The following is a 13754-nucleotide window of genomic DNA, read 5'->3' on the forward strand; positions in this document are numbered from 1 at the left end:
GCCGTGTCCCGCCCACGCCTCCAGACGGCACGAGCAGGACGCGACACGGAGAGGTGCCGGTGAGCATCCAACTGATGGTTGTGGCCGCCTACCTGCCGAAGGAGGTGATCAACCAGACGCAGAAGGCGGTCCTGATGAAGATCGCGGACTCAGCCGACGACCAGACCCGGCTCGCTCGGCCGGGTCTGGAGCGGATGATGGCCTGGGCCGGCGTCGGGGAGAAGACCGTCGTCACGGTGGTCACGCAGCTCGTCGGCCTCGGCCTGGTCGAGCGGGTCACGGTCGGCCGGGTCGGCCTGCGTGCCGAGTACAGGGTCTTCCCGTACGGCGTGCCGCCCATCCCGTCCACGGAGGAGCTGATCGAGCGTCGGCGTGCGCAGCAGCGTGCTCCGAAGAACCCTCGACTGGCGAGGAAGGCCCCGCGCCGAAAGCCGTCGGCGGCTGCCCGTACACAGCAGGACGTCGCCGCGCGGGAAGAGGCGCGGGCCGCTGCCGAGGCCGCTGTCGAACCAGGGTTGCCCCAGGGGAACCCTGAATCGGGTCAGGGCAGGGTTGCCGTGGGGGAACCCAGTGGGTTGCCGCAGGGAAACCGGGCGGGTTCCCCTGGGGAAACCCCTTCTCTTCCACCTTCTTCCTCTTCTCTTCCTAACCCCCCTACCCCCACGGCTGACGCCGCAGGGGAGCCGGGGGCGGGGCAGAGAGCGCAGCAGCGGACCGGCTGCCCGAAGCACGAGCAGCCGGTGGCGAACTGCCGGGGCTGCGGCACCAACCCGCGTGCCGGGCGCGAGGAGGCACGGCGTGAGGAAGCAGACCGGACCCATCGCGGGCAGCAGGAGTGGCTACGGGAGTTCTTCGCCGAGCAGGAGCGCCGGGTGGCCGGGACAGACCCCGCAGCCGTGGAGGAGGCCCGCCAGCGGGTGCGCGCACTCAGCCGGATGGGGCGCGAGAAGTTCCACAACTCCCGCAGATAGCAGGGGCGTTCGCAAGATCACCAACATTGACGCCCCGGTGTACGCCATTAAGATATAAGCATGAGTTCGGAACTGGCCGAACTCACCGACCTCTTGGAGACCGACTTGACCTCATCAGCACTCGCCCCCGCCCCCGACGCCTATCTCGTCGTCGCGGAAGTGATCCACGGCCCCCACCTTCCTCCGCGACTCGGTGACGGCCTCTACTGCTCCGCCGAGTGCGCCGAGCACGGCGTCCGCGAACTCGTCGCCGAGCTGGCCAAGCAGGAGGGCGGCAGCGGCTTCGTCCTGCCCCACGAGGGCCGCATGATCGGCTGCGCCGTCACGCGCGGCGGCCGCATGTGGTCGGTGCAGATCCTCGCCCGGAGTGAACTGCCCGCCGTCTGAATCCCGCTTCACCTCAGATAGGTGACATTTCTAAACGGCGGGCGCTCATTCTGTGCGCCCGCCGTGCACACCCTCTTGGAGACCAGAATCATGACCACCACCATCGCGGCCCTGCCCGATCACAACCGCCTCAACGACCCTCTGTGGCAGCGGCTGTTCCACAACTACGGCCACGTCATCACGCCGCTGCGCTACGCGGGCTGGGTCACCGACGTGGAGACCTGCGGCGGCGAGTTCACCGTGCGCGCCGACCTGCGGGACGGCACGGAGGTGATCATCGCCTCGGAGCACAGCCTGCCCGTCGACGCGACCGAGGTGACCGGCTGGACCGCCGTCCGCCAAGGCGTGGAGGACCCCAGCACGCACACCGTCCTGTACGACTCCACCCCGAACGGCCCGCAGCGCCACCACGGCACCAGCCTCATCCCGCTCATGGCGCGCATCGACGGTCTCGACGTTCCCGGCCGGGCACCCCGGCTGATCGTGTCAGCCACGCACACGGCTCCGTACGGCGCGAACCACAACCAGACGGCCGGGATCGAGGAACCGGCCACCGCCGTCGCCCGCTTCGCGGAGTGGTCGTGGCGGCTCACCGGCCACGAGGGCTACCGCCGCGTGTGGCAGCGGCCCGAGCGCGAGGGCTACCCGATGGCGCTGTTCGAGAACGCCGGGCACATCGCCACCGTCCGCGTCACCCGCAGCAATGACTGACCGGCCGCGCCGCGCACCGCGCCCCACCGGGGGCGCGGACCGGTGATCTGGCTGCTGACCGTGTGCGCCCTCGGACTGCTGGGGTTCACCGCCCTCGGCATCGAGGACAGCCGCCACCACCGCGCGTTACGCGCCACCGACCAGTCCTGACTCACGGCCGCCCGGCCCGCGCACCGGGCCGGGCGGCCCCTCCCACCTCTTGGAGATCACCACCGTGCCCCGATCCATCCACCTGCTCTGCGGAGCGGGCGGAGACGCCACCGGCCTGTGGGAAGCCGGTTTCGACCCCATCCTCGGCATCAACCACTGGCAGACCTCCGTCGACACCTTCGGGCTCAACCACCCGACCGCAGAGGCGCGTTGCGCCGACATCCAGAACTACCCCATGCGCTGGCTCCCGAGGGCGTTGGTGCTGTGGGCCTCGGTCATCTGTACCGAGATCAGCCCCGCCGGCGGCCGCAAGCGTCCCGACCCGGTGCAGGACGCCCTGTTCGAGGAAGAGGAGCAGTGGCGCGAACTGCCTCCGGAAGCCTTCGAGATGACCCGCGTGACCGCCTGGTGCGTGCTGCGCGCTGCCGAGGCGAAACGGTTCCCCGCCGTCGTCGTGGAGAACGTCCTTGAGTTCGTCACCGACTGGCTGCTGTTCCCCGTGTGGATCGACGGTATGAAGAAGCTCGGCTACCGCGTCCAGATCGTCTCCGTCTCCTCCGCGCACATCGGCTCGGAGACCAACCCGCACGCCCCGCAGTGGCGTGACCGCGTGTACCTGGTCTTCACCCTCACCGGGGTTCGTCGCCCCGATCTCGCGCCGCGTCCGCTGGCGCACTGTTTCGCGTGCGGGCGGGACGTCAAGGCTCGACAGAGCTGGCGAGACCCGCAGGTGAAGGTGGGCAAGTACGGCGTCCAGTACGACTACCGGTGCCCGAACACCCGCTGCGGCCGCGCGCTGGTGGAGCCGTACGTCCGGCCTGCCTCCGACGTGATCATGTGGGACGACATCGGCCAGCGGATCGGGGACCGGGCCAAGCCGCTGGTGCCCAACACCATGAAGAGGATCGCGGCCGGGCTGGAGAAGTTCCCGTACGACCCGTCCGTGGTCACGCTGACGCATGGCAAGGACGGCACTGCCCGCGCCTTCGACCCGCACACCCGGCCGCTACCGACTCGTACGTCCAAGCTCGGTGAAGCCCTGCTGGTGCCGGTCGGCGGCTCGTGGAACGACACCGCGTCCTCGGCCGCCGAGCCGATGCGCACTCGCACCACCCGCGAGAGCGAAGCCCTCGTCACCGTGGACCCGTTCATCGTGGAGTTCCGCAACAACTGCGATGCGGCGTCCATCGACGCGCCGCTGAGCACCATTGCCACGGCCCGCCATCACGGCCTGGTCGTACCCGACGGCGACGTGCGCACCCGGGCCCGCAACACGCTGGTGATCCCGTACCGCAAGGCCGCGCCGAAGACGGCGGGGGAGCCCCTGCACACCCTGGCCACCCGCGACTCGGCCGCCGTCGTACGGAGCGCGCCCGCCATCGAGGACTGCTACTTCCGGATGCTCCAGCCCCGCGAGCAGCTTTCGGCCCAGCGGTTCCCCGGGACGTACGAGGTCGTCGGCTCCAAGGCCGCCCAGACCAAGCAGGCCGGCAACGCCGTCAGCGTCAACGTCGCGCGCTGGATCGGTGAACGCCTCAAGGCCGTCCTCGCCTGAACCCACCCACAGAAGAAGGGACACCCCTGCCATGACACCGGCAGCACACGACCAGTTGGCCATCCTCGCCGGACAGCGCGAGGAACTACATTCCGAGCGCCTGCGTACCGAGAAGGCGTACTGCCTCGCGGTGCTCGACCACATCACCGCGAAGATCCGCGCCGCCTGCCCTGAGGCGGTCTACGTGACATTCGCCTTCTACGGCTCCCGCACCCTCGACCTGCACGGCGTCCTGGGCGCAGAGCCCAGCCCGCTCAGCGCCTGCCCCTGGCTGTGGGACAACCGCGAAGGCGAGGAGGAGCACCCGCTCGACCACATCGCGGACGAGATCGAGTCCGACGTACAGACCGCCCTTGCCCCGCACTGCTCTCCGGCGTGGGCGTCCGTGCACCGCAACACCGCCTCCGACGGCAACTCGTGGTTGCTGGAGCTGCCTCCGGCGGACCGGGCCGCCCGCGTGGCCGAGCTGGTCCGCGAGTACCACCCGGAGGCGACCGCGCTCGTCGTGGACGGTCGCGCGGCCGGTCGGGTCATCGAGGTTTTCCACGGCGTCGACGACGACGGCGGCCCGGCGCGCACACCGCGCCCGCGGTGGTCGGCCGACTGCGACACGGCCATCGCCGGGCTGCTCGCCCAGGTGCTCGCCCTGCCCGCTCTGGCCGACCGGCACCTGATGCCGCTGCCCGGCGACTACGCCCACCCGTTCGGCATCAGCACCAGCGATCAGGTGTACCTGATGCCGCTGCCGCCGACCGCCTGAGCGCCGGGAGGAGGAGCAGATGAGCGGCAACGGGTGGGTCAGTGAGGCCCCCTGCGCCGGGGACTTCCGCTTCACGCCCGAGGAGACGACGGCCGAAGCCCCCACGGAGCCGCTGGTCGCCCTCCTCACCGTCTGCCGGGACTGCCCGTTCCGCGCGCAGTGCATCGACCTGGTTCTGCCGAGCGCGAGCCTGTTCGACGGCATATGCGGCGGACGCCTCTGGCGCGACGGGCAGGTCCTGGCGACCTGCGACGACGCGCAGCCCGCCGAGCTGCGCGAGCGGGGGCGGCGCCCGATCACCCACGGCACCGAAGCCGGGGCCCGCGCCCACAACCGGCGCGGGGAGCGCGCCTGCTCCCTGTGCCGGGAAGCCGGACGGCTCGCCCAGCAGGCCCGCCGGGCCCGCAAGCGCGCCACCGGAACCTGATCACCACCCCTACAACTCCTGCGGAGACAAAGAATGTTCACCATCAAGGCCCGCGACCTGGCGGCCATCCTCGACCGCGTCGCCCCGCACCGCTTCCGGACGGACGACGACACCCACGACCTCGACACCCTGGTCCTCGACTGCACCCCCGGCCACCTGCACGCTGTGGGATGCGGTGAACGGACCCTCGCCGTCGCCCGCACCGCCGTCACGGGCGACGCGTGGACGGCCCCCGTCGGCTACGACGACGCCGCCGCGCTCCGCGCCTGGCTGGAGTCCTCCGACCACATCACCGTCGAGCACATCACCAGCGGCGGCCACCAGAAGCTCCGCTTCAGCGAAGGCGTGGCTGAGATCACCGTGCCCGCCGCCTGCCACTCCAGCCGCCTTCCCTGGCGCGCCCTGCTGCGCCTCGCGCTCGGTGCCCGCAACCACCCCTTGGCCGTCGGCCGCCCGGTGCAGATGACCGCCGACGACCTCGCGCTGTGGGGGAACGCCGGCGCGGGCGGCGAGGCGATCGAGTTCCGCTCCCTGGGCCCGGTGGGCACGGTGGTGACGGCCGGAGACGACTTCCTCGGCCTCCAGGCTCCCCACACCTGGGACGGTCCGACGCCCGGCGCGGGCTGGTCCTCCTCGCTGCGCACCCGCCTGTTCCTGTTCGCCGGGGCCTTCCTCGAGGTGGGGGCGCGGTACGCGGACCACACCGGAACGGCCTGGGTGGTGCCCGCCCGTCCCGCCCCCGGCGAGGAGCTGATGCTCGTCTCCGCCGACTGCGCGGCCGTCGCCGTGCCGATCTCCCAGGTGCTCGTGGGCGGAAACCTGCTGATCCGGCTCCCCGACTGACCAAAGGTAGATGACATTTATGCAACCCGTAGAGCAACCTCATGCTGCGGTGTGCGACCACGACGAGGACCTCGGGTTCGGGCTCAGCCCCCTGCCCGCCGCGTGGCGCGTCCGCTCCTCAACTCCTGCGGCACAGCGAGAGATCCGAGAGGAATGCCCAGTGAACAAGGCCCAGCTCATCAATGCCGTCACGGACAGGATCGGCAGCCGAGCGGAGGCGACGGTCGCCGTGGAAAGCGTGCTCGACGCCGTGGTGCGCTCCGTAGCCCGCGGTGAAGCCGTCTCCGTCACCGGTTTCGGGACGCTCCTGCCCAAGGCCCTGCCCGGCCGCACCGCCCGCAACCCGCGTACCGGGAGCGAGATGACTGTGGCTCCGACCCGCGTCGTGAGGTTCCGGCCCGGCACTCGGTTCCAGGACCTCGTGGCGGGCCGCCGACAGATGCCCGAATCCGGCAACTGCATTCAGAAGGACCCGAAGACGCCCGCCTCCAGCACCGCCCGCCCGTAACGCCCGCACACCAGGGGCCGCCCGGCGCACGCTGGGCGGCCCCGCCCAAGGAGCACGACAGATGAACGACCTTTCTGTGGGCGTCGAGATCGACGCCACCGCGAAATGGCTGGAAGCCCGCGGCATAACCGGCGCGGCGAACCTGCTGCGGCGCGTCGCCCGGCAGCGGGACCAAGCCGTGCAGCGGCTCGGCCTGCGTCCGGGCACATCCGCACCGGAGGCGAACGGTCCCGAGCACGCGGCCGTGCGCGACCTGGACGCCGCCGCCGAAGCGGCGACGCTGCGCACGGACATCGCCCGCCTCCAGTCCCTGGCGGAGCGTGCCGGATGGGTGGCGGACCCGACCGCGAAGCGCATGTTGCGCTGGCGCGACGGCTGGTGGGAGCTGGGGCACCGCCGCCGCAATCCGAGGGACGGTTACCACGACACCGGCTGGTACCTGTGGGGGCCGGTCGGCAGTTACGACGGCGAGTGGATCGACCGCCACAAGGGGACGGCCGTCGAGGAGGCCGAGCGGCTGATCACCCGGCACCGCGCCGCGAATCGCGGGGACGCCGAGTGAACGCCCAGATCGAACTGCTTAGCGCCCGCTCCGTGCTCGGTGCCGAACCCCTTCCCGACCTCGCGTCCGCCGACCGCCTGATCTTCAGCAACAGCGGCGGCAAGGACAGCATCGTCGCGATGGACGAGGGGGTGCGCCGGGCCGACGAGGCCGGGGTCCGCGACCGCATCGTCGTTCTGCACATCGACCTCGGCCGCACTCCGCGCGGGCACAGCGTGGAGTGGCCGGGCACCGTGGACCTGGCGCGCCGCCAAGCGGCCCACTACGGGCTGCCGTTCGAGGTCCGCCGCATGACGAAGTGGCCGTCGCTGGTCCACCGCATCCGGGCCCGCGGGCAGTTCCCGCACCTCATGACCCGGTTCTGCACGTCGGAGAAGCGAGGGGTGGCCCGCCGGTTCATGACCGAGCAGGTGAAGGACCTCGGCCCCCTGGGCCGCCCGGCGCGGATCGTGCACGTCATGGGCTTCCGTGGACAGGAGTCCCGCGCTCGCGCCCGGCGGCCCGCCGTTGAGGTCGACCGCCGGGCCAGCAACGGTCGGCGCACGGTGACCCAGTGGTACCCGGTGCTGCGCTGGAGCGAAGCCGAGGTGTGGCAGCGCATCCGGGAGAACGGGCTGCCGTACCACTGGGCGTACGACGCCGGCATGTCGCGGCTCTCGTGCAGCCTGTGCGTCCTGGCCTCCGTCCCCGACCTGGAGTGCGCGGCCCGGCTCCGGCCCGAGCTGGCCCGTGAGTACGCCGATCTGGAGAAGGAGATGGGCGTTCCGTTCCGCCGGGAGCTGTCGATGGCGGAGGTCATCCGGCGCGCGGGAGGCTCCGCGTGACCGCCGAACTCCAGAGCGCCCCGGTGACCCTTCCCAGTGTCCAGGAGAAGGGGGAGTGGCAGCCGCGCGTCGTCGGCCTCGACCTGTCGCTCACCTCGACCGGCGTCGCCGGTACGAACTGGGCGTACGCCTACCGGCCCGGACGCCGCCGCAGCCACGAGCGGCTGGACTGGCTGGTGGCGGCCATCGCGCTCAGCGTGAAGGACGGCGCGGACCTGGTGGTGGTCGAGGGCGCCGCGTACGCGCAGGGCGGGCAGGCTGGGCACCACGAGCTGGCCGGGCTGTGGTGGCTGGTCACCCAGTACCTGTGGCGCAACCGCATCCCGTACGCCGTCGTCACGCCGCACGGCCGCACGATCTACGCGACCGGCCGGGCGAACCCCGCGCAGGAGTGGCCGCGCAAGGACCGCTCTCGCGTCGCGAAGGGCATGGTGCGCTCGGTGGCGGTCGAGCGGTACGGCGTCGAGTGCGAAGGGCCGGGCCGGTACGACCAGGCCGACGCGACGATCCTCGCGGCGATGGGCCTGGACTGGCTGGGCTACCCGACCGTGCCGGTGCCCGACTCGCACCGCCGCGCGTTGGAGGCCGTCCGCTGGCCGGATCTCATTCCCCCGGCTGCGAATTAAAGGGAATTGAATTGCGGGAAATCAATTCGCATTCCGTCGGCCATACCTTGCTTCTGGGGTATTTGCCATTAAGATATAAGTAAGGAATTCGGGAAATGCCCGAACCCAGAAGGGAGTTGGAGTGAAGCCCCACCAGCACCACGGATGCGGCTGCGAGTGCAACAACGGCGGCTTCTGCGGAGGCTGCGGCCACGCCGGATGCGGCGGCCGACGCTAACCACCACCCCGAACACACCCCGCGCCCCCGGCCAACCGCCGGGGGCGCACCCATACGCGAAAGCGTCCTCTTGGAGACCCAGATGAACACCTACTCCACCGGAGTCCTCGAACTCGCCAAACAGATCGGACTCGAACCCGAACACGTCGCGGAGGGCCTGCGCCTGGCGTGCCGCTCCTTCAACCACATCCAGGCCAACACCGGCATGACCATCGAGCAGTTCCGCCGCGTCTTCACCCACAACCGGCACTCCATCGCCATCGTCGCCAACATCGCGATGCGCCGAGCCGGCCGCCGCGACGACGCCCTGCTCCTCATGGACATCTACAAGGCCAGCGTCGGCATCGCCCCGTACCTGCCGCCCATCCACACCGGGATCGGCACGCTGCCCGAGTACCACGACCACCCGCAGGTCCGGGACGCCATCCGCATCCTGACCGCCGCCGGGCTCCCGCCCATCCACACCGACGGTGTCCACGAACTCCACCCCGGCTTCCAGGTCCTGCCGGACACCACCGGCCACCTGCCCGGCTTCCTGTTCATCGCGCCCGACCCCGGAGCCAAGGGCCGGACCGGATTCGCGGGCGGCGACCTCGGCTACCTCGCCGTCATGCGCTGGGCCGGGTGGGGCGTCATCACCGAACGCCTCCCCGGCGGCCTGTACGCCGTCTGCCACCCCAGCCACCGCGACAACCCGTTCCCCGCCGCCCCCACCTCCTGACCCCGCCCGTGCCCGGCCGCTCGCGCGGCCGGGCACGGCCCCACCTGAAAGGCGCCACCCTCATGAAGCTCCCCGTAGACGACGTCACGCTCGCGTCCTGGTCCACGCTCCTCGGCCTCACCGACAAGCAGACCGCCGCGACCCTCGAAGACATCGAGAAGACCCTCCGCCAGGGGTACGAGTACCGCCCCGACGAGCTGCGCGACGCCACCTTCGACCAGCTCATAAGCGACATGGACAAGGACGAGGCCGCCCTGATGTTCCTCATCAGCGGACTGCGCCAGGCCGGATACCCCAACGCGGCCTACGACATCGAGGTACGCGGCATCTTCGCCACGCTCAGCTCCCTCCAGCACACCGGCTGACCTTCCCCTCACACCCGCTCACCGCCCCGGCCGCGCACCGCGCACCGGGGCGGTCCCATGCGCGCCCGCAGAAAGGATTCCGCCGTCGTGAGCGACGACTTCCTGCCCCGTGCCGCGGCCCCGACCGCCGCACGGCCCGCCCCCTCGTGGGCGAAGAAGCCCCCGCCCAAGTCCAAGGCCCGCACCACCGGCAAGATCACAGCCCGCCGCTACGCCGCCCCGCGCGACCCGCACGAGCACGCCCGGAAGATCGCCGAGAACGTCCTCGACGCCTGGTATCAGTCCTTCGGCGGCAGCAGCATCGACGTCCCCCTGGGCACCGTCGCCGGGCTCTCCCTGCTGCGCAACCTCCCCGGACTCGCGGACTGGGTGCTCAACCTCGCGCCCGAAGACCTCCCGCAGCTCCTCAAGGAGATCTACCTCGGCCACTGGATCAACCGACCCGACCTCATCAACCGCGCGATACGCCTGCACGACTGGGCCTGGAACCCCGAGCCCGACAAGCAGCAGCTCCGCGCCGTCCACGCCGTCACCCGCGCCGCCATCAACACCGGCCTGATGGACCTCACCGGCCACGACGACGTCTGGCGACGCTCCGAAGCCGACGTCCTCAGCCCCCTGCTCACCGGCCTCCGGCACAAGAGCGACAAGAAGTGGCGCGGCGAGTACCACACGCCGGCGTGCATCACCGACCTGATGGCCAACATCACCGTCGACAAGGACTTCGCGAAGCCGGGCATGTCCTTCCGCGAACCCGCCATCGGCTCGGGCACGATGTTCCGCTCCGTCGCCGTCCGACTGCGCGACCTCGGCCTCGACCCGCACGACTTCCACTGGTACGGCAACGACATCGACGCGCTGTCGGCCGGATGCGCCGCCGTGAACGCGATCATCTGGGACCTCGGTCCGCGCTGCCTCATCGGCTGCGCCGACTCGCTCGCGCCGGAAGACGACTACGCCAAGACCCGCGCCGAAGCCCTCGAAGCCTTCGAGGAGCGCGACCGGCACCTAGAAGCCGCCCACTCGCTCGCCGCGGTCCGCCGCGCCTTCGACCTGGTCGACGAGCTGATGCCCAGCAAAGAGCCCGTCGCGTGACCGGCACCTTCGACCGCCCCGGCACCACGCCCGTCGTACGCCGCCGACGCCCGGCCTTCGCCGCGCCCCGCGACGAGATCGACGTACCGCCCCTCGACCAGATCGCCCCGCCCCTCGACCCGCCCTGGCGCAAGGAGGACACCGACACCCCCGACCGCAAAGCCCTCTACCTCCACCCCGACGGTCACAGCGTCGGCCTGCGCATCCAGTCCCGCGGCTTCGCCATCCAGACCTGGATCACCGCAGGCCCCGACCTGCCCCCGCTCCCCGACACCGCGACCGCCGCCGAACAGGCCGAGGCACAGGCCGCCCGCGACGCCCGGCTCCAGCCCGGCCGCACCTGGCACGCCGTCCTCAACACGCGGACCAGCAAGGCCCTGGCCACTGACCTCGGCGCACTCGTCCGAGACCGCCTACTCCCTGCCCTGACCAACAAGCCGCGCGGCATCCCCGCCCCGCCCCCACCCGCCCGCATCGGCCAGTCCGACCCCACCCCGACCACAGAAGGAACCCAGAAGTGAGCCCCGACAACACCGTGCAGGTCACCAGCCTGCCCAACCTCGCCGAGATCCTGCCGTACCTCCTCGGCCACTACCCCGACGACAGCATCGCCTTCCACGCCCCCGGCGAGAACTTCACCGACGGCCCGAGCATGACGTGCCCCCTGCCCGACGACCCCGCCGAGTGGAAGGACACCGCCGAACTCGCCGCCCGCCAGTTCGTGGCGTACGCCCACGACCGTGGACACAACCCCGACCAAGGCGTCATCGTCTACCTCTGCCGCGACCCGCGCCCCAACGAGACCCCGTGGGACACCGCCGCGCTCCTCGCACCGGTCACCGACTGGATCACGAGCACCCTCCTGAACGAGCGCGCCTGCGTCCTCCAGACCATCGGCCTGGTCGCGAACCGCTGGTGGGCCTACGAGTGCACCACCGACGGATGCTGCGAGGGCGAACCGCTCCCATCTGCCGACGACCCCACCAGCGTCGCAGCACAGATGGCCCGCCTCGGCCGCACCCCCGGCCCTCGCACCCGCGACATCGTCAAGGAGTTCCGGGCGGCGGCCCCCGCTGACGTCGACTTCCTCAAGGCCCTGGACACGGCCGTCGACCAGTTCAACACCCGGTGCGCGACCAGCGCCGGACGCGACTCCACACTCACCTCGACCTGCGCCCAGATCGAGGCGGCCGTCAGCCAATTCCGGGCCGGAGCGACCACCCTCAACCGCAACTTGGCCACACAGCTCATCGTCGGTCTGCACGACGACGGCGCCGTGGATGCCGGCATAGCGCACACGGACGACGACGACCTTCCCCACGCCCGAAACCTGTGGGCCTACCTCGCCCGACACTGCGCCGAGCCATTCACACAGGAGGCCGTCCCCGCACTGACGCTGTACGCCTTCGTCGCCTGGCGGCAAGGCGACCTCATCGCCGCCCGGCTCGCCCTCCGCGACGCGCTCACCACCGACCCCGAATACGAACTGGCCGTCGGCGTACTCCACGGCACCATCGACGGCGAGGACCCCCGCGACTTCCGTACCGCCGTCCGAGAGACCTACGACCACCGCATGGCACACGTCCAGCACGCAGTCCAGGTCGCCAGCGAGTACAGCCCCGTCACCGACAGCACGGCGCACCGCCACCGCGAAGCCCTCGACACCGCCACCGAGTACCACGCCGCGCAGTCCAGCACCTACCGCGGACAACTCCTCGCCCGCTACGGGACGATCGACGTCATCGGCGGAGCCCTGGCCGACTTCCGCAACGGCCCCCCGCAGCTCATGGACGAGATCGCCGCCCGCATCATCCTCGGCCTCCAGGACCCCAGAGCCCGAGACGCCGCCCTGTCCACCGGCGACGAGAACGACCTCCCCGTCGAACGGCAACTGTGGGGCTACCTCGCCCGACGCTGCGTACCCCCGCACACCGACAAGGCCCCGCCGCTCCTCGCCCTCCTCGGCTGGGTCGCCTGGCGGCAGAACGACACCGTCACCGCCAGCCACGCCTTCTCGGACGCCCTCGACATCGACCCCCACTACAGGCTCGCCAAGCACATGCTCGAAGGCATCCGCTCCGAATACGACCAGGACGAGTTCCTGGCGATCTTCCGCGCAGCCGACCAGCGATTCGCCGCAGGCCGCGCCGACCTCGACAACCTCTGACCCCACGGCGGCCCCGGCGCTTCGCCGGGGCCGCCCCCACCCGGAGACCTCATGCCCACCCCTTCCGACGAACCGCGCGGCGCAGTCGCCCGCCACACCGCATACCTGCCCCACTTCTGGGACAAGGCCACGAACTCCCGGCCGATCTGGCGCATCGACTGGGGCCAGCCCGGCTTCAGCCAGCGCACGCCACCCGAGCCCACCTCCGACCACCGGCCCACCGTCCTCGCCCGCTCCTGGGAACGGCCGGCCCCCGACGGAACCGGCGAGACCTGGCCCTACCTCCACCGCGGGGCGTGCCTCGGCTGCACCTGGGAGGGCCCCGACCGTCGCCGTACGGACGAGGCCGTCGAGGACGCCCACGACCACACCCACCCCGGCTGGCGCGACCTCCCGGCCGTACCCGAGCACCAAGGACGCCGCTGGCTCACGCACGTCCAGCGCCTCTACCCGGACGGGTGGTTCGACCGAGGCGGACCCGTTCGTACAGTCCGGACCGGGATCGAAAAGCGGCACCGGCCCGGAGCAGCACCGGGCGGCGGCTACGACCTCGCCGTCCAGCCGCCCAGGAGGAACGACACGGTCACGGCGATCCCAGATGTGCTGCCCCTCGACTTCAGCAGCGCGGAGGCAGCCTGAACGGGGTACTGCGCGCTACGCTGGAGAACGGCGGCTGACCTGCGAAAAGCCGCTCCGCTCCACCCCCGGGCACAGGGGGCGGAAGCCCGCTTCGCCGGTAAGGCACTCCGCTGCGTGTGAGTTCAGATCCTCGCCCGCCCGTACTGCGCAACCTGCGGCGATGCCGCCGGACTCTCAGATCACCAGGCACCCGGACAGTTCTCGGAGGGCCCCCAGGGGACACTCA

Annotated in this window: 17 protein-coding genes; all 17 read left to right on the top strand. The window is 71.1% G+C overall.

Features of this window, described 5'->3' with window-relative positions; genetic code table 11:
• Positions 1–59 precede the first annotated feature (59 nt).
• The 17 genes from GA0115234_RS18045 (at position 60) to GA0115234_RS18120 (ending at position 13528) form a co-directional block, all read left to right on the top strand.
• On the top strand, positions 60–971 hold the full coding sequence (locus GA0115234_RS18045) for a helix-turn-helix domain-containing protein (RefSeq protein ID WP_093542863.1): 912 nt from the start codon (positions 60–62) through the stop codon (positions 969–971).
• A gap of 60 nt (positions 972–1031) precedes the next feature.
• Positions 1032–1358, top strand: a complete 327-nt coding sequence (locus GA0115234_RS18050) for a hypothetical protein (RefSeq protein WP_093542865.1) — start codon at positions 1032–1034, stop codon at positions 1356–1358.
• 90 nt (positions 1359–1448) lie between these two features.
• A complete protein-coding gene (locus tag GA0115234_RS18055; protein ID WP_093542867.1) occupies positions 1449–2069 on the top strand; it encodes a hypothetical protein in 621 nt (206 codons plus the stop codon).
• Positions 2070–2283: 214 nt separating this feature from the next.
• A complete protein-coding gene (locus tag GA0115234_RS18060; RefSeq protein WP_093543364.1) occupies positions 2284–3774 on the top strand; it encodes a DNA cytosine methyltransferase in 1491 nt (496 codons plus the stop codon).
• 31 nt (positions 3775–3805) lie between these two features.
• Positions 3806–4534 (top strand): hypothetical protein, encoded by a 729-nt coding sequence (locus GA0115234_RS18065; protein ID WP_093542869.1) that lies wholly within the window; start codon positions 3806–3808, stop codon positions 4532–4534.
• 19 nt (positions 4535–4553) lie between these two features.
• Positions 4554–4961, top strand: coding sequence for a hypothetical protein (locus GA0115234_RS18070; protein WP_093542871.1), 408 nt, complete (start codon positions 4554–4556; stop codon positions 4959–4961).
• A gap of 33 nt (positions 4962–4994) precedes the next feature.
• The gene (locus GA0115234_RS18075; RefSeq protein ID WP_093542872.1) at positions 4995–5804 is read left to right on the top strand and encodes a hypothetical protein; all 810 of its coding nucleotides are present in this window, start codon (positions 4995–4997) and stop codon (positions 5802–5804) included.
• A 160-nt stretch (positions 5805–5964) separates the two neighbouring features.
• A complete protein-coding gene (locus GA0115234_RS18080; protein WP_161275612.1) occupies positions 5965–6312 on the top strand; it encodes an HU family DNA-binding protein in 348 nt (115 codons plus the stop codon).
• 61 nt (positions 6313–6373) lie between these two features.
• Complete coding sequence (locus GA0115234_RS43455) at positions 6374–6874, top strand: hypothetical protein (protein ID WP_237541496.1); 501 nt, start codon at positions 6374–6376, stop codon at positions 6872–6874.
• Complete coding sequence (locus GA0115234_RS18085; RefSeq protein WP_256088742.1) at positions 6871–7698, top strand: phosphoadenosine phosphosulfate reductase family protein; 828 nt, start codon at positions 6871–6873, stop codon at positions 7696–7698. The genes GA0115234_RS43455 and GA0115234_RS18085 overlap by 4 nt, the downstream gene beginning before the upstream one ends.
• On the top strand, positions 7695–8324 hold the full coding sequence (locus GA0115234_RS18090) for a hypothetical protein (RefSeq protein ID WP_256088743.1): 630 nt from the start codon (positions 7695–7697) through the stop codon (positions 8322–8324). Before GA0115234_RS18085 ends, GA0115234_RS18090 begins: the two co-directional genes overlap by 4 nt.
• Before the next feature lie 299 nt (positions 8325–8623).
• On the top strand, positions 8624–9262 hold the full coding sequence (locus tag GA0115234_RS18095; RefSeq protein WP_093542878.1) for a hypothetical protein: 639 nt from the start codon (positions 8624–8626) through the stop codon (positions 9260–9262).
• Positions 9263–9324: 62 nt separating this feature from the next.
• Entirely contained in the window at positions 9325–9627 is a 303-nt protein-coding gene (locus GA0115234_RS18100; RefSeq protein WP_093542880.1) for a hypothetical protein, read from the top strand.
• An 87-nt stretch (positions 9628–9714) separates the two neighbouring features.
• Entirely contained in the window at positions 9715–10722 is a 1008-nt protein-coding gene (locus tag GA0115234_RS18105; protein ID WP_093542882.1) for an N-6 DNA methylase, read from the top strand.
• Complete coding sequence (locus GA0115234_RS18110) at positions 10719–11243, top strand: hypothetical protein (protein ID WP_093542884.1); 525 nt, start codon at positions 10719–10721, stop codon at positions 11241–11243. The genes GA0115234_RS18105 and GA0115234_RS18110 overlap by 4 nt, the downstream gene beginning before the upstream one ends.
• Positions 11240–12889, top strand: a complete 1650-nt coding sequence (locus GA0115234_RS18115; RefSeq protein ID WP_093542886.1) for a DUF4192 family protein — start codon at positions 11240–11242, stop codon at positions 12887–12889. Before GA0115234_RS18110 ends, GA0115234_RS18115 begins: the two co-directional genes overlap by 4 nt.
• A 51-nt stretch (positions 12890–12940) precedes the next feature.
• Positions 12941–13528: a DUF6349 family protein gene (locus tag GA0115234_RS18120; protein WP_093542888.1), complete on the top strand. Its 588-nt coding sequence runs from the start codon at positions 12941–12943 to the stop codon at positions 13526–13528.
• Positions 13529–13754 lie beyond the last annotated feature (226 nt).

This window comes from Streptomyces sp. DvalAA-43 (assembly GCF_900091725.1).
In the GTDB taxonomy this organism is placed as follows: domain Bacteria; phylum Actinomycetota; class Actinomycetes; order Streptomycetales; family Streptomycetaceae; genus Streptomyces; species Streptomyces pulveraceus.